We start from the raw sequence: 19,399 nt of genomic DNA, 5'->3' as shown, positions 1-19,399 counted from the left end.
CATCCAAGGGGCGATCATCATCGCCCCTTTTTCTTTTCTTGCATCACGAACTGCGCACCGCGCCGCAGGTTGGCGCAACGGCGGATTTAACGGGAAGGAAGTTCGGATAGACTGCGCGGCGGGTGCTCTGGATCTTTCTGTCCGGCGCCCTGGCAAAGGAGAGAAAGAGAAAGGCCCCGAGTCGATATTATCAACCCGAGGCCACTCTGATGCCTAGCAACATCAGGTTAGCCTCTTACCCGCCGCAAGGCAAGGATAGGGAGGTCAAAAATGCAGCAAAAACGAGTCGTACTTAAACTGGTGATCGTCTGTATGACGCTGATCGCGTTCATCTGGCTAACCCGCGGTTCGCTGTGCGAACTGCGCATCAGGCTGGGAGACTCAGAGGTTGCGGCCACTTTGGCTTACGAATCCGAACGGTAAAGCAACCCAACGGCGGGGTTCGCCCCGCCCGTTGGCCGATGGTGTCAGGCAGGATCCACGAGCACCCGTCTTTTCAACCGCTGACCGTCAGTTTGTCGTAGCCGCGCAGGCGGTAATTCACCACCGACACCAGCCAGCAGAAAATGAACACGGCGATCACCCAATAGCCCATCTCCCCCAGATGATCGTTGAGCCGCGCGACGGCGTCCCACAGCGGGCCGTACAGCGCCAGCTTGTCGGCGATAAGCCCGAGCGCTTCGATGCCGCCGATAAACACTGCGATGATCACCGACGCCGCCGTGATGGTCATGTTGTAGTACAGTTTGCGGATCGGTTTGGAGAACGCCCAGCCATAAGCGCCAATCATCACGAAGTTGTCGATGGAGTCGATCAGCGCCATGCCGGCGGCGAACAGCGCCGGGAACAGCATGATGCTCCACAGGTTCATGCCGTGGCCGGCGCCGGCAGCCGAAATCCCCAGCAACCCGACCTCGGTGGCGGTGTCGAAGCCCAGGCCAAACAAGAAGCCCACCAGGTACATGTGCCAACTCTGATTCACCAGCCTGAACAGCGGGCGGAAGCAGCGCGCCAGCGCACCGCCGCCGCTCATCAACAGATCCAGTGATTGATGCGCAGGCAGCTCGCCCGCCTTCACCTGCCGGAAAGCGCGCCACACGGAGATCAGCACCAGCAGGTTGATAAAGGCCACCGTCAGCAGAAACAGCGCGGACACCAGTGTGCCGATCAAACCGCCGGTTTCGTGAAACCAGCCCATCTGTCGGCTGAACATCATCGCCGTGGCGGCAATAGCGGCCGAGGCCAGCACCACGATGGTCGAGTGGCCGAGCGAGAAGAAGGTGCCGACCGCCACCGGCGTTTTGCCCTGTTGCATCAACTTGCGGGTCACGTTGTCGATCGCGGCGATGTGATCGGCATCCACCGCATGGCGCAGACCAAAACTGTAGGCCAGCAAGGCGGTGCCCATCAGCGCCGCATTGTCTTTGAACACCGCCAGCGCCAGCAGCCAGACAACGACGTTGACCGCCACCAGCCCCAGCAGCAGGGATACCGCCCGCCGCCGGGCCGCGCCATGCAATCCTTCGGAAATTACCGCCATACCCACACTCCCGTTTTATCGTTATGTTGAAATCAATGGACTAGCGCCGCGCCGCGATCACCGCCGGATTGGCGCTCAAAAACACCCAGGACGCGATCACGAACGGCATGGTCAACGACGGCATCCCCAGCGGAGCCAGCAAGGTATTGAAAGCCCCCTGCACCAGCACCGTGAAAATCACGCCGAGCAGCGTATAGATAAGCACCCGCCGGCCGGGCGGGTTGAAGACGGAACCCAGCGCCACCGCCGTCAGCACCGCGCTGAAAGCATATAGCCCGGCGAAGACCGCCTGCGGATCGGCGCCGATCGCCAGCGCGGTGATCACCGCCAGCAAGGCGCCGAAAAAACCCAGCGCCATCGCGCGCGGCGACGAAACCGCCAGCCCGAGCAACAGCAGCACGCCGCCGCTCACGCTGCTGCACAAAAAGACCTGGGAGACGCCGTGCAACGCGCCGCTCAACACCTCCGCCAGGTCGGGATGCGGGTTGAACACCGCGCCGTCGGCCGGGATGGCCGCCGGCGGCAACCGCACATGCCGCAGATGGCTGAACGGGTAGCTGGCCAGCAGCACCGTCCAGGTGGTCAGCACGAAAGGCGCGGTCAGCGCCGCGATCTTCCAGGTACGCAGCAGCCGATTGAGGCCGACGGTGACGATCACCGAGATCGCGCTGCTGAAGATCACGCCGATCCACAGCCAGACAGAGGGCAGCAAAAAGGTCGGCAGCGCGGCGCCGACCAGGCAGCCGTTGTAGCCATAGAGACCGGTGCGCAACGCTGCGCGATCGTCCACCAACCACGCCGCGCTGAGCGTCGCCGCCGCCGTGCCCAGCAGGCAGCCGAAGGCCACCTGCGGCAGCCCCTCTTCCCAGGCGCCCACGAAAATGGCGATGAAAAACAATAATCCAGTCAACGGGTTATTTTGAAACATCACCTGCGAACAGCCGCGCAGCACCGCATCCGTCACCGCCGCTATTCGGCTGCGGGCGCACAACGCCGCCCAACTCCACTTTGTCGTCATGACCGCTTCCCGCTGCAGACTAGCGCCAGATAAAAGGCTCGGGCAGCGTCACGCCCAGGATTTCCTCCCGGGCGACGCGCCAGAAAGCGCGAATCGCCGCCTTCACCTGGCGCGCCTCTTTGCCCAAAGCCTTAAAGATCAGCCCGCACTCATTGGGCAACCGGCTGACGCCGCTGGCGATCCCCTCAGCCTCGTCATAGCGGGGCGCGATGCGATCGAGGATCCGCTGATGATGCTCGGGCGGCGTCAGCAGGATCACATTGCCGAACACATCGAACGGCCCCATCACGCCGACCCCGTTCAACGGGTGTTTATGCGGTTCCAGCACATAGCGCTCGACAAACAGCGTGTTGCCCTCGGGGCGACAGGCGCTAATGCGCGAAGAGTAAACGTCGAATCTGAAACCGCGATCTGCCTGATGGTGTTTGCGTCCCGACATCAGGATCTCGCCATAGAGCAGCGTCGCCGTGGGGTGCAGCGTAATGCGGGTATCGGTAATGAAGCGCGAGCCGCAGTGAGGGATCACCGGATCGGGCATCATCTCCAGATAGCTGCCCTCTTCGAGCGTCAGCGTCTGCATCTGCGCCGCGTAGTTATTTTCCATGGCGTGGATCTTGGTCGCCGATTGAGTGGTGACATGCCCGCAGGCCCGGGGGGCGACCTGCACCTCGAGCGTCAGGCGATCGCCCTGCAAGATGCAGCCCGAGGTGGAGATGACGAATACGCACGGCATCTGCGGCAGCGCCTCGTCCCAATACAGCGCCCGCTGCACCAGAAATGGCACGCGCCGCTCCATTTGCCGCAGCACGCTGCGATGCCCGTTCAGCGCGAACCCCAGCCGCAGATAGCCGGTTTTGCCCACGCCGCCGCTGGCCATCTGCGGCGGTTCGTCCTGGTAGGCGGCCAACTCCGGCGCGTCGGCGCCGAGTTGCGCCACGCGCCTCGCCGCTTCGCTGACGGCCGTCATAACGCCGCCGACGGCGCGTGGGTGAACAGGAAATCACGCATGATCATGTCCACCAGTTCGTCGATGCCTTCGCCGGTTTTGCAGTTGGTGAGGATATAAGGCCGCTCGCCGCGCACCACGCGCGTATCGTGTTCCATCACCGCCAGGCTGGCGCCGACGTACGGCGCCAAATCGATTTTGTTGATCACCAGGATGTCGGCCTGAACCAGGCCCGGGCCGTTTTTGCGCGGGATCTTTTCCCCTTCGGCGACGTCGATAACGTAGATGTAAAAGTCCGCCAGCGCCGGGCTGAAGGTCAACGTCAGGTTATCGCCGCCGCTCTCGATCATCACCACGTCGCTGTCCGGGAAACGGGCCTCCATCTCCTCCACCGCGGCGATATTCATGCTCGGATCCTCGCGCACCGCGGTATGCGGGCAGGCGCCGGTTTCCACGCCCAGAATTTTCTCCTCGTCGAGGATCCCCTTGAGCGTGCGCTTGACCTGTTTGGCGTCTTCGGTAGTGACGATGTCGTTGGTGATGATTAACGGGCTGATGCCCCGTTCGATTAGGCGCGGCGTAATGACTTCGATAATCGCGGTCTTGCCCGAGCCTACCGGGCCGCCGATGCCAATGCGGGTAATTTTCTTCACTCTGCTCGTTCCTTTATCATTAGTTGCTGAACAGTCGGGTAAATGCGCCGACGTGCAGCGCGGCCAGGACGTCGGTCACCGGCGCGTAAGAGGCCATTTGTTCAACGCCGCCGCGTTCGGCTTCGTCACAAAAAACGTCGATGTCCCGGTTGAGTTGAAACAGGATGCGTTGGGTGTCGATATGGGTGACGCGCATCAGGCGCATGGCGGCGCTGAGAATGGTCATCGCCACGCCGTACTGATGCATCACCGCCACCTCGCGCGGCCCCGCGCCCAGCGCCGTCATCACTACCGCCTGCGTCACCGGATAGGTGCCGGCGGCGCGGCCGGTTTTGATCTGCTCAAGCCACCAGACCACCTGGGGCTCATCACAGATGGCCGCCGTCATTTCCGCCAGCTTCTTTCCCATCCTCACCACCATGCTGCGGCCTTCTTCATTCAGCTTGCGGTTGAACAGCGCCCAGTCGTGCCCGATAACCGCCTCGCGATCGCCCCCCTGCAGCGCCCGGCAGGCCGCCGCGACCGCCCGGCCGTCGCCGCCCGCCGCCTGTTGCAAAGCGGTGCGGGTGAACGATTTCAGCGTGTCGACATCGCGCACGATGCCGGCCTGGATCGCCGACTCGACGCCATTGGAAAAGGCAAACGCCCCCACCGGCAGCACCGAGTCGGCAAACTGCAGGATGCGAATCAGCTGAACGGCGTTCATTTCAATTTGATCACATGCTGACCGAGGAATGGGCTGTCAACATGCACATGGGTGGCGGAATCCTCCGCGCCGCCGAACAGCAGGCGCGCTTCGGGCTGGGTCAGATGCGGCAAAATGCTTTCGCCCTTCACGAACGAATAAGGCAACGCGTGGAAACCGTGGGTTTTCATCACCGAATCCATCACCTTGGTCGCCACCGTCAGCGGAATAAAGATGCGATTCCCTTTGATGACCGATTTCCAGTGCTGATTGCCCAGCGCATGCCCCAGTTCGAACGCGGTCTTCAGCACCGTCGCCATATCGGTCGCCAGCAGCGACTCAAGATGGATTACCATCACATCGCGCAGGTTCATCTGCACCACCACCGCGCTGCGGTTCGCTTCGTCCCAGAGCAGCACGTCGCCGTCGGCCAGCACCTGGTGACGATCGAGGGAAATACCGAGGTCCTGGCCGTCGCGGGTGGTTTTGCGGCAGCGGCTTTTCTGCGCCTCCCACTGCGAGAGCGCCAGCACGTCCAGCGAGGCATGTTGCAAGCGCTCACGCCAGTCGGCATCCCGTTTGATATTGCCGAGTATCTTTTCAATCACGATCATGAGCGGCGGTTCCTAGCTGAAGAAGTAGCGTTGATTAAGCACGGCGGTGGCGATCGGCTTCACCGTGGCGTGTTCGCCGTTGACCTTGACGGCGAAGGTTTCGGGGTCCACCTCGATGTGCGGCGTTTCCGCATTGCGCACCATGTCCTGCTTGGAGATCGCGCGGCAGTTATGCACCGCCATCACCTGCCGCTCCAGCCCCAGTTTCTCTTTGATGCCGTCGTGCAACGCCGCGCCGGAGACGAAGGTGACGCAGGTTTCCTGCAGCGATTTGCCCATGGCGCCGAACATCGGTCGGTAGAACGTGGGCTGCGGCGTCGGCAACGACGCGTTGGGATCGCCCATCACCGCCCAGTTAATCATCCCGCCCTTGATCACCAGCTTCGGCTTGGCGCCGAAGAAGCGCGGCTCCCACAGCACCAGATCGGCCATCTTGCCGACCTCGACCGAACCCAGCACGTTGCTGATGCCCTGCGCGATCGCCGGGTTGATGGTGATCTTCGCCACGTAGCGCAGCACGCGGAAGTTATCGTGTTCCGCCGCATCTTCCGGCAGCTTGCCGCGCGCGGCTTTCATCGCGTGTGCCGTCTGCATCACCCGCAGCCAGTTTTCGCCAACCCGCCCCATCGCCTGGGAGTCGCTGGAAAACATCGACAGCACGCCCATGTCGTGCAGCACGTTTTCCGCGGCGATGGTTTCCGGCCGCACCCGGCTTTCGGAAAACGCCACGTCGGCCGGCACATTGGGGTTGAGGTTGTGGCACACCATGATCATGTCGAACAGTTCGGCCTGACTGTTGATGCCGAACGGCAGCGTGGGGTTGGTGGAGCTCGGCAAGACGTTCATCTGCGCGGCGACCTTGATGATATCCGGCGAGTGCCCGCCGCCGGCGCCTTCGGTGTGGAAGGTGTGGATAGTGCGCCCTTCGAAGGCGTCGATGGTGTCCTCGACGTAGCCGCCCTCGTTCAGGCTGTCGGTATGCACCGCCACCTGAATATCCATGTCGTCGGCCACCCGCAGCGCGTGGCGCAGCGCGGAGTTGGTGGCGCCCCAGTCCTCATGCACCTTCAGCCCGGCCACGCCGGCGGCGATTTGTTCGACCAGCGGCGCAGCGTGCGAAGCGTGCCCCTTGCCGAGCATTCCCACGTTGACCGGCATGTTCTCGAAGGCGCGCAGCATGCGGTGGATATGCCAGGGCCCGGCGGTCACCGTGGTGCCGTTGGAACCGTCGGTCGGCCCGACGCCGCCGCCGAAGAAGGTCGTCACGCCGTTGGAGAGCGCATGTGCGGCCTGCTGCGGCGAAATGAAATGAATGTGCGTATCGATGCCGGCGGCGGTCAGGATCAGGTGTTCGCCCGAGATGGCGTCGGTGCTGACCCCCACCACCATGCCGGGCGTGACGCCGTTCATCATCGCCGGGTTGCCGCTTTTGCCAATGCCGGCGATCAGGCCGTTTTTAATGCCGACGTCCGCCTTGATCACCCCTTGCCGGGCGTCCAGAATGGTCACATTGGTAATGACCAGATCCAACACATTGTCGCTGGTTAATCGGTTATCGGCGCCCATGCCGTCGCGCAGCGACTTACCGCCGCCGTAGACCGATTCCTCACCGTAACCGCGCAGATCTTTTTCTATTTCAATAAACAGTTGCGTATCGCCCAAGCGAATTTTATCGCCGGTGGTCGGGCCAAACAGCCCGGCATATTCCTGCCTGGAGATCGTTGGCATGCTTTATTCCTCGTCCGTCTTGATGGGCGCCTGATCGCGGTTTTTATAACCCAGCTCAATAGCTCGCTTTACATCTATATTTTTCTTTACTCTTTCACCGGCGGCTACCGGGCTGTCGCCCGCCCAACCGTCCACCAGATTATTAAAACCATAAACCGTTTGCTTGCCGCCGATGGCAATAAGCGCCACCTCGATTTCATCGCCGGGTTCAAAACGGATCGCCGTCGTGGCGGTGATATTTAACCGTTTGCCAAAGGCGGCGGCGCGATCGAACTGCAGCGCTTTGTTGGCTTCGAAGAAATGAAAGTGTGAGCCGACCTGAATAGGCCTGTCGCCGGTATTGCGCACCGTTAAAATAACCGTCTCGCGATCTTCATTGAAGGTGATGGGACTTTCGGACAGGATATAGCCGCCTGGCGGCACGTGCTTTTCTTTGTCATGCTTTTTCATCGGAATACCTGTGCTGATAAGATTCGTCCATGGGATTCAGGAAGGCCATCGGCGCTTATTGAATAGGATCGTGCACCGTCACCAGGCGGCTGCCGTCGCTGAATATCGCCTCGACCTGCACATGCGGGATCAAGTCCGCCACGCCGTCCATGACGTCATCGCGGCTCAAAACCTGCCGCGTGTCGTTCATGACTTCTTCCAGCGTTTTTCCCTCGCGGGCGCCCTCCAGCGCCGCGGTGGTAATAATGGCCACCGCCTCGGGATAATTAAGCTTTATCCCTCTGGATTTTCGTTTTAATGCGACGTCAGCCAGGGTATAGACCATCAGCTTTTCGATTTCTCTTGGCGTTAATTGCATGGAGCACTCCGATCTCGATAGAAATAATCAGACAAAGTGAGGCCAAAGGTTACTTATAGTTAATAACCTTGCGTTATTTATTTACGATTGTCCGACACTCGAATAATCTAGGGGGTAATATTGAGATAATCAACCCGCTGCTTTATTCAAACCCGAGCATGAGCTATCCCATTTCCTAAAAAAGTAACGGCGACGTGATAGTTTTTATCGATAAAAAGTCTTTTTTCATCTTCCCACTCCCACAATAAAACGATCAAAAAAAGAACGGATGGCGTTTTTTTATTTTAATTACCGTCATGAAATCCAGATAAATAAGCCCTGTCCTTATGGATGACATTAATATTAAAGACATGTAACCAACGGTCAGAAAATATAATTAAATTTACAAATAAGACGCGAGTGAAAATACCTTTTTAGTTAAAAACAATTTATCTATTCTGTTACTGATGCCAATAAGTTATTAAAAAAAAACCCGGCCGCAGCCGGGTTTGCCTCATTACTGTCGGGCTCTTCAGCCTTGCTGACGAATGCGCGCCAACAGCGCGTCGATATGCTCGATCTGCGGCGCATTGACGATCAGCGTGCGCCCCAAACCCAGCGCATGACGCTGACAGTCGAGGCGCATGTCGGCGTCGGCGATGCTGTCCAGATCGGCGACGTGCGCCAGGCCGATAGTGCGCCGAATCAGCTCTGTGCCGCAGTACCCTACCGCATCAGTCCAGACCTGCTGCAGGAACTGCTCGGCGTAACCCGGCGTCGCCAGCGCCGCATCACGGCTTTGCTGATGGCACAGCGCCAGGAAACGATCGGCAAAGATCAGCCACAGCTCGCGCACATCCTGCAGACGCTGCTCGCGCCCGGCGGCGGCGTCGCGCGGCCCGAACAGCCCAGGCTGGCCGCAATAGTTGAGCAGCAGATTGCCTAACGCCGTGCCGACATCGAAACCGATCGGGCCGTAGAAACCGAATTCAGCGTCGATCGCTTTCAATCGCCCTTCCGCCACGAAAATTGAACCGCTGTGGATATCCCCGTGCAACAACGCCTCCGCCTTGCTGAGAAAGCGGTGTTTCAGGCCGGCGACCGCCAGCTTCAGCGGCGCATCCTCACGCAGCGCCTGCACCTGCGGCAACAGCGCCGCCTCGAACTGATTGCGCTCATGGTCGATATAGGGATCGGTAAAGAACAGATCTTCGGTGATCTGGCACAGCTCGGGGTTGGTGAAGCGGCTGACTTCCGCTTTTTTCTGCTGCGCCGACTGATAAAAATCGGAGGTGTGGAACAGCGTCTGCGCCAGGTATTCCGCCAGCTGACCGGCCGCCAGCGGATGATAGTTCCCCAGCACCAGTTCGCTGCGCCAAATGCGATGATCGGAGAGATCTTCTTGCACCATCACCGCCAACTCGGGATCGTGGTGCAGGACTTTTACCGTATGTCGCGGGCAGAAACCGCCGTGGATCAACAGCGTTTCCGCTTCGATGCGCGCCCGATCCAGCGTCAGCGGCCAGGATTCGCCCACGCAGCGCACGTACGGCAACGCCTGTTTGACGATCACCCGGCTCACGCCTTCGCGATCGCGGATCTTGAACACCAGGTTCAGGTTGCCGTCGCCGATCTCGTCGGCGCTGACCAGCGCTTGCGGATCGGCCACCTGCCCGTATTGGCGGGCGTATTCAACGGCATCGGCAGCCGTAAACGTACGATAAAGCGACATTCCCCAACCCCTCTGTTCTCTCTCGCTGCCCCCAGCGATTCTGTTTATTTAGACGTAAAAGCATTTGGACGTCTATACATCTGGAGGTCATGTTGGCAGAATAGCGTTTCAGATGCAATAACCTCGCAACAAGGAATTAACCGACGATGCAAGCGCTTAACACCACCAGTTTGTCCCTGCGGGACAACCGCCTTTGGATCCTCGATCAGCAAGCTCTGCCGCAGGAAAAGCGGTGGCGCGCCTGCGACAGCGTGGAGGAGTTGGTCGGGCACATTCACAGCCTGCGGGTGCGCGGCGCACCGCTGATCGGGCTGTCCGCCAGCCTGCTGTTGGCGCTGCTGGCGGAACGCGGTGTGCCGCGCGCCGAGCTGGAACAGGCGCTGCACACGCTGCGCGCCGCCCGCCCGACGGCGGTTAACCTGATGAACAATCTGGATCGCATGAAGCTGGCGCTGGCGGAGCCGGACTGGGCGCCGGCGATGGTGAACGAAGCGCTGCGGCTGGTGGAGGAAGATCGCCGGCTGTGCGATCGCATCGCCGATCACGGCGCTGGGCTGGTCAAGCCCGGCAGCCGCCTGCTGACCCACTGCAATACCGGCGGGTTGGCCACCGCCGGCGTCGGCACCGCCATCGGCGTGCTGCTGCGTGCCCACCAGCAGGGCAAAGTGCAACAGGTATGGGTTGATGAAACCCGGCCGCTGCTGCAGGGCGGCCGTCTGACCGCCTGGGAACTGGGCGAGCTGGGCATTCCCTATCGTCTGATCTGCGATTCGATGGCCGCCAGCCTGATGGCGCAGGGCCAGGTCGATGCGGTGTGGGTCGGCGCGGATCGCATCGCCGCCAACGGCGACGTCGCCAACAAGATTGGCACCTACAGCCTGGCGGTGCTGGCGCACTACCATGGCATTCCATTCTATGTGGCTGCCCCGCATACCACCCACGATCCGCACTGTCCGGACGGCGCCGCCATCCTGATCGAGCAACGCGCGGCGGCCGAAGTCACCGGCGTTTCAGGCAGCTTCGGCGCCTGCCAGTGGGCGCCGGCCGATGCGCCGGTCTGCAATCCGGCGTTCGACGTCACGCCGGCCAAGCTTATCAGCGGGTGGGTGTTCGACAGCGGCGTGATCACGCCGCAGCAGGTTGAAGCGGGGATTTTCCAGCGGGCGCTGGGTTAACGCCCGCCGGTTGACGATCAGTCCAGACGCGGATAGGCATCGGCGATCTTGTCGCCGGTGAAATGCGCCACCCAGCCTTCCGGGTTGTCAAATACCCGGATCGCGGTAAAGTGCGGTGCCGAGCCCATATCGAACCAGTGACGGGTGTTGGCCGGCACCGAGATCAGATCGTTCTTTTCGCACAGGATCTGGAAGATCTTGCCGTCCAGATGCAGGCAAAACAGCCCCGCTCCTTCAACGAAAAAGCGCACTTCATCCTCGCCGTGCGTGTGTTCGGACAGGAATTTTTCGCGCAGCGCCTGACGCTGCTCGTGGTCCGGCCGCATGCTGATCACGTCCCAACTCTGGTAGCCCTTTTCCGCCACCAGCCGGTCGATCTCATGCTGGTAGGCGGCGATCACCGCCTCCGGCTGCGGGTTGTCGCCCAACTCGCGATCCGCCTGCCAACGCTCAAAGCGCACGCCGATCTGCGCCAGCTGGCGCTGGATTTCCTGCGCGTCGCGGCTCTGCCACAGCGGCTGCTGCGGTGCTGTATCACTGAAAATGGTCAATCCACTCATGAGACAAACTCCCCTAAATCGATGTGATCAAAACGGCTGACCTGCGGATGCCGGCTCTGTGCGTCCGCCTCATCGCGGATCAGCTGGCAGGTATGCCAGCCGGCGGCCTGCGCGGCGTCCAGCTCCTGGTGAATATCGGACAGGAACAGCAGTTCGTCGGGCGCGATGCCAATAGCCTGCGCGATGTTGCGGTACGACGCGGTTTCACGCTTGGCGCCGACGCGGGTGTCGAAATAGCCGCTGAACAGCGGCTGCAGATCGCCGGCGTCGCTGTGGCCGAACAGCAGCTTTTGCGCCTCCACCGAACCGGAAGAATAAACGTAAAGCTTCAGCCCCTGGCGCTGCCAGGCGGCCAATTGCCCGGCGACCTCCGGATAAAGATGTCCGCGGAAGTCGCCCTCGCGATAGCCGCTGCGCCAGATGATGCCCTGCAGCGCCTTGAGCGCGGTGGATTTGCGATCTTCATCCATAAAGCGATACAGCGCGGCGATCAGCGCGTCGAGATCCGCCTGCGGCTGGTCAATTTCAGCGCGCAACGCCGCCAACGGCGTGGCGACTTCGCTCTCCGTGGCGTGACGGCGTACAAAATCCGCCAGCCGCTCGCGGGCATAGGGAAACAGCACCTGATGCACGAAGCGAATATCGCTGGTGGTGCCTTCAATATCGGTCACGATAGCGCGGATCATTTCGCCTCCAGCAAGCGACGTTGCAGTTCACACTGGAACAGGAATTCCAGCCCTTCGAGATGGCGGCGGGCTTCCGCCACCTGGCTTCCCCAGCAATAGAGACCGTGGCCGCGCACCAGAAAACCGTACTGCAGCGGCGTGACCTCGGCATAGGCCGCCACGCGCGACGCCAGCCGGGGAATGTCCTGATCGTTATCGAAAATAGGGATCGCCACGCTGTCCAGGTGGCTGTGCTGACCGGCGAGCGACTTTTGCATTTCGTACCCCTGCAGCACCAACGCATCGCCGCGTTCCACCCGCGACAACACGGTGGCGTTGACGGAATGGGTATGCAACACCGCGCCAAGATGCGGGTACAAACGATAGAGCAGCGTATGCAGCCCGGTTTCCGCCGACGGCGTACGGCCGCTCGGCACGTGATTGTCAGCGATATCCACCCGCAGAAAATCGGCGGCGCTCAGGCTGCCTTTGTCTTTGCCGGACTCGGTGACCAGGCACTGGCGTTCGTCGAGGCGCAGCGACATGTTGCCGCCGGTCGCCGGACACCAGCCTTTGTCGCCAATCCAGTGGCAGGCCGCCAGTAATGCGGTAAGTTGCGGATTCTCCGTCATTGTTATCGTTTCCCGTTCGGTATAGCGGTCAGCAGGTGAGGCTTAGCCGGCTGCGCGACAGGCTAAGCACTTTTTCGCATTTAGCCATCTAAGCGTCTTGATTGCCAAATACTAGCATCGTGTTATATTGACGGCAATATAAGCGCCTGGAGTATTCACCTGTTATGAGCACTTCCGCATTGATTCCCGACAGTAAACTGCCTGCCCTGGGCACCACCATCTTCACCCAGATGAGCGCGTTGGCGCAGCAGCATCAGGCGATCAACCTGTCGCAGGGCTTCCCTGATTTTGACGGGCCGGACTATCTGAAAGCACGCCTGGCCTGGCACGTCGCCCAGGGCGCCAACCAATATGCGCCAATGACCGGCGTGGCGGCGCTGCGCGAAGCCATCGCCGACAAAACCGCCGAGCTGTATGGCTGGCAGCCGGATGCCGGCAGCGAAGTGACCGTCACCGCCGGTGCCACCGAAGCGCTGTTCGCCGCCATCACCGCGCTGGTGCGCCCCGGCGATGAGGTGGTCTGTTTCGATCCGAGCTACGACAGCTACGCGCCGGCGGTGACGCTGGCCGGCGGCGTACTCAAACGCCTCGCCCTGCAGCCGCCCGCATTTGCCGTGGATTGGCACCGGTTCGCCGCCGCGCTGTCGCCGCGCACCCGTCTGGTGATCGTCAATACGCCGCACAACCCGTCCGCCACCGCCTGGCAGGCGGAAGACATGCAGCAGCTGTGGCACGCCATCGCCGAACGCGAGATCTACGTGCTCAGCGACGAGGTCTACGAACACATCTGCTTCGCCAAAGGCGGGCACGCCAGCGTATTGGCCCACCCACAATTGCGCCAACGGGCGATCGCGGTGTCCTCTTTCGGCAAAACCTTCCACATGACCGGCTGGAAAGTGGGTTACTGCGTGGCGCCCGCCGCGCTGAGCGCCGAGGTGCGCAAGGTGCATCAATACCTGACCTTTTCGGTCAACACCCCGGCGCAGCTGGCGCTGGCGGATAGCCTGCGCGCCGAGCCGGAGCACTGGCGACAGCTGCCGGCATTCTACCGCGCCAAGCGCGACCGCTTCGTGCAAGCGCTGGCGAGCAGCCGACTGGAAATTTTACCCTGCGCCGGTACATACTTCTTGCTGGCGGACTACAGCGCCATCTCCGATCTGGACGATGTGGCGTTCTGCCATTGGTTAACCGAGCACGTGGGCGTGGCGGCCATTCCGCTGTCGGTCTTCTGTGCCGATCCTTTCCCCCATAAATTGATCCGGCTGTGCTTCGCTAAACAGGACGCCACGCTGGATGCAGCTGCGGAGCGGTTATGTCGACTTTAAAAATTACCCTGTTGCAGCAACCTCTGGTCTGGCGCGACGGCCTCGCTAACCTGGCCGCCTTCGACGCGTTGCTGGCGCCGATCGTCGGGCGCGATCTCATCGTCTTGCCGGAAATGTTCACCACCGGTTTTGCCATGGATGCCGGCGAGAGCGCCCTGCCCGAACAGCAGGTGATCGACTGGCTGCACGGTTGGGCGGTGAAAAGCCACGCGTTGATCGGCGGCAGCGTGGCGCTGAAAACCGCCGAAGGCGCGGTCAATCGCTTCCTGCTGGTGGAGCCGGGCGGCCAGGTGCATGCCTATGATAAACGCCATCTGTTCCGCATGGCCGGCGAACACCTGCACTATCAGGCCGGCAACCGGCGCGAAATCGTCGAGTGGCGCGGCTGGCGCATCCTGCCGCAGATCTGCTACGACCTGCGTTTCCCGGTCTGGGCGCGCTATCAGCAGGATTACGATCTGGCGCTGTACGTCGCCAACTGGCCGGCGCCGCGCAGCCGCCATTGGCAAACGCTGCTGGCGGCGCGGGCGATTGAAAATCAGGTGTATGTGGCGGGCTGCAACCGGGTGGGCGACGATCCGAACGGCCTGAACTACAGCGGAGACAGCCTGATCATCAGCCCGCAGGGCGAGATCCTGGCGGATGCCGAGCCCGGCGCAGCCGCGCGGCTGGACGCCGAGCTGTCGCTGGAAACCCTGCAGAGTTACCGCAACGCCTTCCCGGCCTGGCGCGATGCCGACAGCTTTCTGCGTCTTGACTGATTAAACGCGCTCCCAGCCGGCGATCGCCAGGCAATAGGCCTGTATCGCCAGCGCTACGTCCGTCTGCCGCACCGCTTCAGCCGGATGATGGCTGACGCCGCCGGCGCAACGCACGAACAGCATGCCGACCGGCCATTGCGCCGCCACGGCGATGGCGTCATGACCGGCGCCGCTCGGCAGCGCCAGACTCTGCCCCTGTACCTGCTCGACGGCCGCCTGCCAGCGGCGCTGCAGATCGCTATCGCAGGCGGTGGCGTCAATGCGGTAAAACTCCTCGCTGGCGAAGCGCGCTCCGCGGCGTGCGCAGATCGTCTGCGCCTGCGCCAGCAACGTCGCCAACAGCGCCGCCAGCGGCGCATCCTGCGGGCCGCGCACGTCGAGCGTCAATCGCACTTCGCCCGGGATCACATTGGCCGCGCCCGGCAGGCTCTCGATGCAGCCGACGGTGGCCACCAGATGCGGATCGGCGGCGAGGGTCAACGTTTCAACCGCCGTTATCCATTCCGCCGCGGCCGCCAGCGCGTCTTTGCGCTGCCCCATCGGCACCGTACCGGCATGGCCCGCCTCCCCGCTAAAGACGCAGTTAAGCCGACGCGCGCCGTTGATCGCCGTCACCACGCCCAGCGCCAGGTCGGCCGCCTCCAGACACGGGCCCTGTTCGATATGCAATTCCAGATAAGCGCGGATTTCCTGCGGCGCGCGGCGCGCCTGCGCGATCGCCGTCGGCTCCAGCCCAAAGTCGCGCATGGCCTGCGCGATGCTCACCCCGTCCGCGTCAGTCTGCGCCAGCCATTCCTGCGGCCATTGGCCGGTCAAGCCGCGGCTGCCCAGCAACGTCACGCCGAAGCGAGCGCCCTCTTCGTCGGCAAAGCCGATCACCTCCAGCGCCAGCGGCAAACGGCGCCCCTGGCGGTGGTATTGCGCCACCGTTTCCAGCGCAGTGAGCACGCCGAGCATGCCGTCATAACGCCCGGCGTTGCGCACCGTGTCCAGATGCGAACCGAGCAGCAGCGCGGGGGCACCGGGCGTTAGCCCTTCATAACGGCCACAGATATTGCCGACGCTGTCTTGCCACACCCGCATGCCGCTCTCGCGCATCCATTCGCCCACCAGAACGTTGGCGCGCCGATGTTCCACAGACAGATAAAGACGCGTCAGTTTACCGGGCTCCGCGCTGATCGCCGCCAGCTCGTCACAGCGCGCCATCACCCGCGCGGCGGCCTGCTGCGCCTCCTGCGGCGTCATTCTGGCCGTCCTGCATCGTACAGGTTCCAGGCCGCCTGGAGGGCCTCCCCCTGTTGCGTGGCGAAGCCCAACCGGTTCAACACCGCCTCCAGCGCCGCCAGCGTTTGCAGCACGCAATCTTTGCGCGCGTTGTAACCCATGGTGCCGATGCGCCAGATCTTGCCCTGCAGCGGGCCGAACGAGGTGCCGATTTCGATAGCGAAATCGTTCAGCATCATCTGCCGCACCTGCTCGCCGTGCACCTGCGGCGGGATCATCACGCCGAGCACGTTATTCATACGGTGATCGAGATCGCCGAACACCGCCAGCCCCATGCCTTGGATGCCCGCCAGCATCGCCGCGCCGTGCAGCCGGTGGCGGGCAATGGCCTGATCCAGCCCTTCCTCGAGGATCACCCGCGCGCATTCTCGTGCCGCGAACAACATGCTGGTGGCTTCGGTATGGTGATTCAGGCGTTCCGGCCCCCAATAATCCATGATCATGCCGAGGTCGAAATAGTTGGAGTAGATCATCTCGTCGTCGCCGTCGGCATGTTCGGCGGTGCGGATCCCCTCCTCCACGCATTTGCGACGGCGCACGATCTCTTCAAACTGCGGGCTGAGGGTGACCGGCGAACTGCCGGAAGGGCCGCCCAGGCACTTCTGCAGCCCGGCGGAGACCGCATCCAGCCCCCAGGCGTCGGTCTCCAGCGGGTTGCCGCCAAAGGACGCCGTCGCATCGGTATAGAACAGCACGCCGTGGCGGCGGCAGATATCGCCCAGCTCATGCAGCGGCTGCAGCATGGTGGTGGACGTGTCGCCCTGCACCGTCAGCAGCAGGCGCGGGCGCACCCGCTTAATCGCGTCTTCGATGCGATCGGCGCTGAACACCTCGCCCCACGGCGCGTCGATCGTGTGTACCTCGGCGCGACAACGGCGGGCAATTTCGCACAGCAGATGTCCGAAGCGGCCGAATACCGGCACCAGCACCTTATCGCCCGGACGAATGGCGGAAACCAACAGCGCCTCGATGCCGGCGCGTGAGGTGCCGTCCACCAGCATCGTCCAGCGGTTTTCGGTGCGGAACAGCGCGCGATACAGCGCCATGACCTGATTCATGTAACCGGTCATTGCCGGATCGTACTGGCCGATCAGTTGGCTCGACATGGCGCGCAGCACGCGCGGATCGGCGTTGATCGGCCCCGGCCCCATCAACAGGCGCGCCGGCGGGTTAATCTGTTCGAACTGCGGAGTAGTTAGCATGTTATTTCCTTACCAGCTTAATAACTTGTCATTTTATTTGCCGAAATCAGGCTTCTGACAACCCGCGCACAGAAGCGATAAACTGTTTCAATTCCTGCGTTTGCGGATTGGCGAACAGCGTGCGGCTATTTCCCTGCTCCCACACCTTGCCCTGGTGCATGAATACCACCCGGTCGCCCACCTCGCGGGCGAAGCTCATTTCATGAGTGACCAGAATCAGCGTCATGCCCTCTCGCGCCAACTGTTCCAGCACCTTCAGGACTTCACCCACCAGCTCGGGATCCAGCGCCGAGGTGATCTCATCGCACAGCAACACCTTCGGTTTCATCGCCAGCGCCCGGGCGATCGCCACCCGCTGCTGTTGCCCGCCGGAAAGGTTGGCCGGCGCGTAATGCATGCGCTCACCCAACCCCACCTTGTTCAGCATCTGTTCGGCCAACTCGCGGCACTCGGCAGCGCTTTTTTTCAACACCCGGCGCGGCGCCAGCATCACGTTTTCCAGCGCCGTCATATGCGGGAACAGGTTAAAGTTCTGAAACACCATGCCAATCGAGCGGCTGATTTCACGCGCCTGCGAATCGCGATCGGTGATGGTCATGCCGCCCAGTTTGATGCTCCCTTCCTGATACCCTTCCAGCCCGTTGATGCAGCGCAATAGCGTGCTTTTACCAGACCCGCTGCGGCCGATGATCGACACCACCTGCCCCATGTCGATATCCAGATCCACGCCCTTCAACACATGATTCTGACCGTAATATTTTTGAACCTGATTAATGGTGATGATCGGCATGGCATTTCTTCTCCAGATAATGGCTGTAACGCGACAAGGGATAGCACATCAGGAAATAGCCCAACGCGACCAGACCAAACACCTTGAAGGGCTGATAAGTCACATTGTTCAGCATGGTGCCGGCCTTGGTCAGCTCGACGAAGCCAATGATCGACGCCAAGGCGGTGCCCTTGATCACCTGAACCGAGAAACCGACGGTCGGCGCAATGGCGATACGCACCGCCTGCGGCGTGATGACGCGCATCAGCGTCTGCGTGAAACTCAGCCCGAGACAACGGGCTGCCTCCCACTGACCTTTCGGCAAAGCGGCGATGCTGCCGGACCAGATATCCACCAGAAAAGCGCTGGTGAATAGCGTCAGCGCCAGCGCGGCCGCGGTCCATGGGCTGACGTCGACGCCGAACAGCGCCAGACCGAAAAACGCCAAAAACAGCTGCATCAGCAGCGGCGTGCCCTGAAACAGTTCAGCGTAAACGCGGACAAAACGCATTGCCCAGCGGCGCTTGCTCAGGCGCATCAACACCAGCGGCAGCGCCACCAGCGTGCCGCCGAAAAATGCCGTCAACGACAGCAGCAGCGTCCAGCGAGCCGCCAACAGCAGATTGCGCACGATGTCCCAATCGGTAAACGTCAGCATCAGTTCCGGCTCCCTAAAAAACGCCGCCCGGCGGCCAGCAACAGTTGACGCATCAACAGCGACAACAACAGATAAAGCAGCGCCGTCACCAGATAGACTTCAAAGCTGAGGAAGGTGCGCGACTGGATCAGGTTGGCGGCGAAGGTCAGCTCTTCGAACGAGACCTGCGACACCACCGAGGATCCCAGCATCACGATGATGCACTGGCTCACCAACGCCGGATAAATACGCTGCAGCGACGGCGGCAGTACGATGCGTAAAAAGGTCTGGCTGCGGCTGAGCCCCAACACGCGCCCCGCTTCCCACTGCCCCTTCGGCGTGACCTGAATGCCGGCGCGAATAATTTCGGTGCTGTAGGCGCCAAGGTTGATCACCATCGCCAGCAGCGCCGCCTGCCCGGCCGTCAGTTTCCAGCCCAGGCTCGGCAGGCCGAACACGATGAAGAACAACTGCACGACGAACGGCGTGTTGCGCACTACTTCGACGTAAACGCCCCAAAGGCGGCTCAGCGCGCCGGCCCGGCCGCTGCGGATCGCCGCGCCGCAAATGCCCAGCGCAACCCCCATCAACGTCGCCAACGCCGTCAGCGCCATCGTCGTCAGTAACCCCGCCAACAGCTCAGGCATGTAGGGCCAGAGCGCGGAGAAATTCAGCTGATAGGTCAT

The 19,399-nt window shown here is 61.8% G+C and carries 22 protein-coding genes; 4 read left to right on the top strand and 18 right to left on the bottom strand.

What is annotated here, in order from left to right; all coding sequences use genetic code 11:
* The first annotated feature begins 270 nt into the window (after positions 1-270).
* A complete protein-coding gene (locus ACJ8PE_RS23695) occupies positions 271-423 on the top strand; it encodes a Hok/Gef family protein (protein WP_004930217.1) in 153 nt (50 codons plus the stop codon).
* Positions 424-496: 73 nt separating this feature from the next.
* On the opposite strand, the gene ACJ8PE_RS23690 is transcribed toward ACJ8PE_RS23695, so the two are convergent.
* The 10 genes from ACJ8PE_RS23690 to mtnK all read right to left on the bottom strand — a co-directional run bounded on the left by ACJ8PE_RS23690 (position 497) and on the right by mtnK (position 9,703).
* Positions 497-1,540, bottom strand: a complete 1,044-nt coding sequence (locus ACJ8PE_RS23690; protein WP_197762022.1) for a HoxN/HupN/NixA family nickel/cobalt transporter — start codon at positions 1,538-1,540, stop codon at positions 497-499.
* A gap of 40 nt (positions 1,541-1,580) precedes the next feature.
* On the bottom strand, positions 1,581-2,558 hold the full coding sequence (gene yut, locus ACJ8PE_RS23685) for an urea transporter (protein WP_060659918.1): 978 nt from the start codon (positions 2,556-2,558) through the stop codon (positions 1,581-1,583).
* Positions 2,559-2,577: 19 nt separating this feature from the next.
* Positions 2,578-3,525 (bottom strand): urease accessory protein UreD, encoded by a 948-nt coding sequence (locus ACJ8PE_RS23680; protein ID WP_033651014.1) that lies wholly within the window; start codon positions 3,523-3,525, stop codon positions 2,578-2,580.
* Positions 3,522-4,157, bottom strand: coding sequence for an urease accessory protein UreG (gene ureG / locus ACJ8PE_RS23675; RefSeq protein WP_033651013.1), 636 nt, complete (start codon positions 4,155-4,157; stop codon positions 3,522-3,524). The genes ACJ8PE_RS23680 and ureG overlap by 4 nt, the downstream gene beginning before the upstream one ends.
* Before the next feature lie 19 nt (positions 4,158-4,176).
* Positions 4,177-4,863 (bottom strand): urease accessory protein UreF, encoded by a 687-nt coding sequence (locus ACJ8PE_RS23670; RefSeq protein WP_042783734.1) that lies wholly within the window; start codon positions 4,861-4,863, stop codon positions 4,177-4,179.
* A complete protein-coding gene (ureE, locus tag ACJ8PE_RS23665) occupies positions 4,860-5,456 on the bottom strand; it encodes an urease accessory protein UreE (RefSeq protein WP_047572557.1) in 597 nt (198 codons plus the stop codon). Before ureE ends, ACJ8PE_RS23670 begins: the two co-directional genes overlap by 4 nt.
* A 12-nt stretch (positions 5,457-5,468) precedes the next feature.
* Positions 5,469-7,184, bottom strand: coding sequence for an urease subunit alpha (locus tag ACJ8PE_RS23660; RefSeq protein WP_197793222.1), 1,716 nt, complete (start codon positions 7,182-7,184; stop codon positions 5,469-5,471).
* A 3-nt stretch (positions 7,185-7,187) separates the two neighbouring features.
* Positions 7,188-7,634, bottom strand: coding sequence for an urease subunit beta (locus ACJ8PE_RS23655; protein WP_197762027.1), 447 nt, complete (start codon positions 7,632-7,634; stop codon positions 7,188-7,190).
* Between the two features lie 55 nt (positions 7,635-7,689).
* Positions 7,690-7,992, bottom strand: coding sequence for an urease subunit gamma (locus ACJ8PE_RS23650; protein WP_025160087.1), 303 nt, complete (start codon positions 7,990-7,992; stop codon positions 7,690-7,692).
* A gap of 511 nt (positions 7,993-8,503) precedes the next feature.
* Entirely contained in the window at positions 8,504-9,703 is a 1,200-nt protein-coding gene (gene mtnK / locus ACJ8PE_RS23645) for an S-methyl-5-thioribose kinase (RefSeq protein WP_047025808.1), read from the bottom strand.
* 146 nt (positions 9,704-9,849) lie between these two features.
* Between mtnK and mtnA the strand changes: the two genes are divergently transcribed.
* The gene (mtnA, locus tag ACJ8PE_RS23640) at positions 9,850-10,878 is read left to right on the top strand and encodes an S-methyl-5-thioribose-1-phosphate isomerase (protein WP_197793224.1); all 1,029 of its coding nucleotides are present in this window, start codon (positions 9,850-9,852) and stop codon (positions 10,876-10,878) included.
* A gap of 17 nt (positions 10,879-10,895) precedes the next feature.
* On the opposite strand, the gene ACJ8PE_RS23635 is transcribed toward mtnA, so the two are convergent.
* The 3 genes from ACJ8PE_RS23635 to ACJ8PE_RS23625 are packed head-to-tail and all read right to left on the bottom strand — an operon-like array spanning position 10,896 to position 12,735.
* Positions 10,896-11,438, bottom strand: coding sequence for a 1,2-dihydroxy-3-keto-5-methylthiopentene dioxygenase (locus ACJ8PE_RS23635; RefSeq protein ID WP_015376726.1), 543 nt, complete (start codon positions 11,436-11,438; stop codon positions 10,896-10,898).
* A complete protein-coding gene (gene mtnC / locus ACJ8PE_RS23630; RefSeq protein ID WP_197762033.1) occupies positions 11,435-12,124 on the bottom strand; it encodes an acireductone synthase in 690 nt (229 codons plus the stop codon). Before mtnC ends, ACJ8PE_RS23635 begins: the two co-directional genes overlap by 4 nt.
* Positions 12,121-12,735, bottom strand: coding sequence for a methylthioribulose 1-phosphate dehydratase (locus ACJ8PE_RS23625; RefSeq protein ID WP_197793225.1), 615 nt, complete (start codon positions 12,733-12,735; stop codon positions 12,121-12,123). Before ACJ8PE_RS23625 ends, mtnC begins: the two co-directional genes overlap by 4 nt.
* 164 nt (positions 12,736-12,899) lie before the next feature.
* Here ACJ8PE_RS23625 and ACJ8PE_RS23620 point away from each other — a divergent pair, with 164 nt between their 5' ends.
* Together ACJ8PE_RS23620 and ACJ8PE_RS23615 are read left to right on the top strand one after the other, a co-directional pair.
* Positions 12,900-14,060 (top strand): pyridoxal phosphate-dependent aminotransferase, encoded by a 1,161-nt coding sequence (locus ACJ8PE_RS23620; protein WP_147880962.1) that lies wholly within the window; start codon positions 12,900-12,902, stop codon positions 14,058-14,060.
* Positions 14,048-14,821: an amidohydrolase gene (locus ACJ8PE_RS23615; RefSeq protein WP_197793226.1), complete on the top strand. Its 774-nt coding sequence runs from the start codon at positions 14,048-14,050 to the stop codon at positions 14,819-14,821. Before ACJ8PE_RS23620 ends, ACJ8PE_RS23615 begins: the two co-directional genes overlap by 13 nt.
* Here ACJ8PE_RS23615 and hpxK read toward each other — a convergent pair whose 3' ends face one another.
* From hpxK to ACJ8PE_RS23590, 5 genes are read right to left on the bottom strand one after another with little or no spacing between them, the layout of a single operon-like run.
* On the bottom strand, positions 14,822-16,066 hold the full coding sequence (gene hpxK, locus ACJ8PE_RS23610) for an allantoate amidohydrolase (RefSeq protein ID WP_404768978.1): 1,245 nt from the start codon (positions 16,064-16,066) through the stop codon (positions 14,822-14,824).
* Positions 16,063-17,307 (bottom strand): pyridoxal-phosphate-dependent aminotransferase family protein, encoded by a 1,245-nt coding sequence (locus tag ACJ8PE_RS23605; RefSeq protein ID WP_033651003.1) that lies wholly within the window; start codon positions 17,305-17,307, stop codon positions 16,063-16,065. The genes hpxK and ACJ8PE_RS23605 overlap by 4 nt, the downstream gene beginning before the upstream one ends.
* 46 nt (positions 17,308-17,353) lie before the next feature.
* Positions 17,354-18,097, bottom strand: coding sequence for an amino acid ABC transporter ATP-binding protein (locus tag ACJ8PE_RS23600; RefSeq protein ID WP_033641954.1), 744 nt, complete (start codon positions 18,095-18,097; stop codon positions 17,354-17,356).
* Positions 18,078-18,734 (bottom strand): amino acid ABC transporter permease, encoded by a 657-nt coding sequence (locus ACJ8PE_RS23595; protein ID WP_033641953.1) that lies wholly within the window; start codon positions 18,732-18,734, stop codon positions 18,078-18,080. The genes ACJ8PE_RS23600 and ACJ8PE_RS23595 overlap by 20 nt, the downstream gene beginning before the upstream one ends.
* Positions 18,734-19,399, bottom strand: a complete 666-nt coding sequence (locus ACJ8PE_RS23590; RefSeq protein WP_033634112.1) for an amino acid ABC transporter permease — start codon at positions 19,397-19,399, stop codon at positions 18,734-18,736. The genes ACJ8PE_RS23595 and ACJ8PE_RS23590 overlap by 1 nt, the downstream gene beginning before the upstream one ends.

Source organism: Serratia sp. CY74737, from assembly GCF_052166775.1.
Lineage (GTDB): Bacteria > Pseudomonadota > Gammaproteobacteria > Enterobacterales > Enterobacteriaceae > Serratia > Serratia ureilytica.
This window is presented reverse-complemented; position numbering and strand designations above follow the sequence as displayed.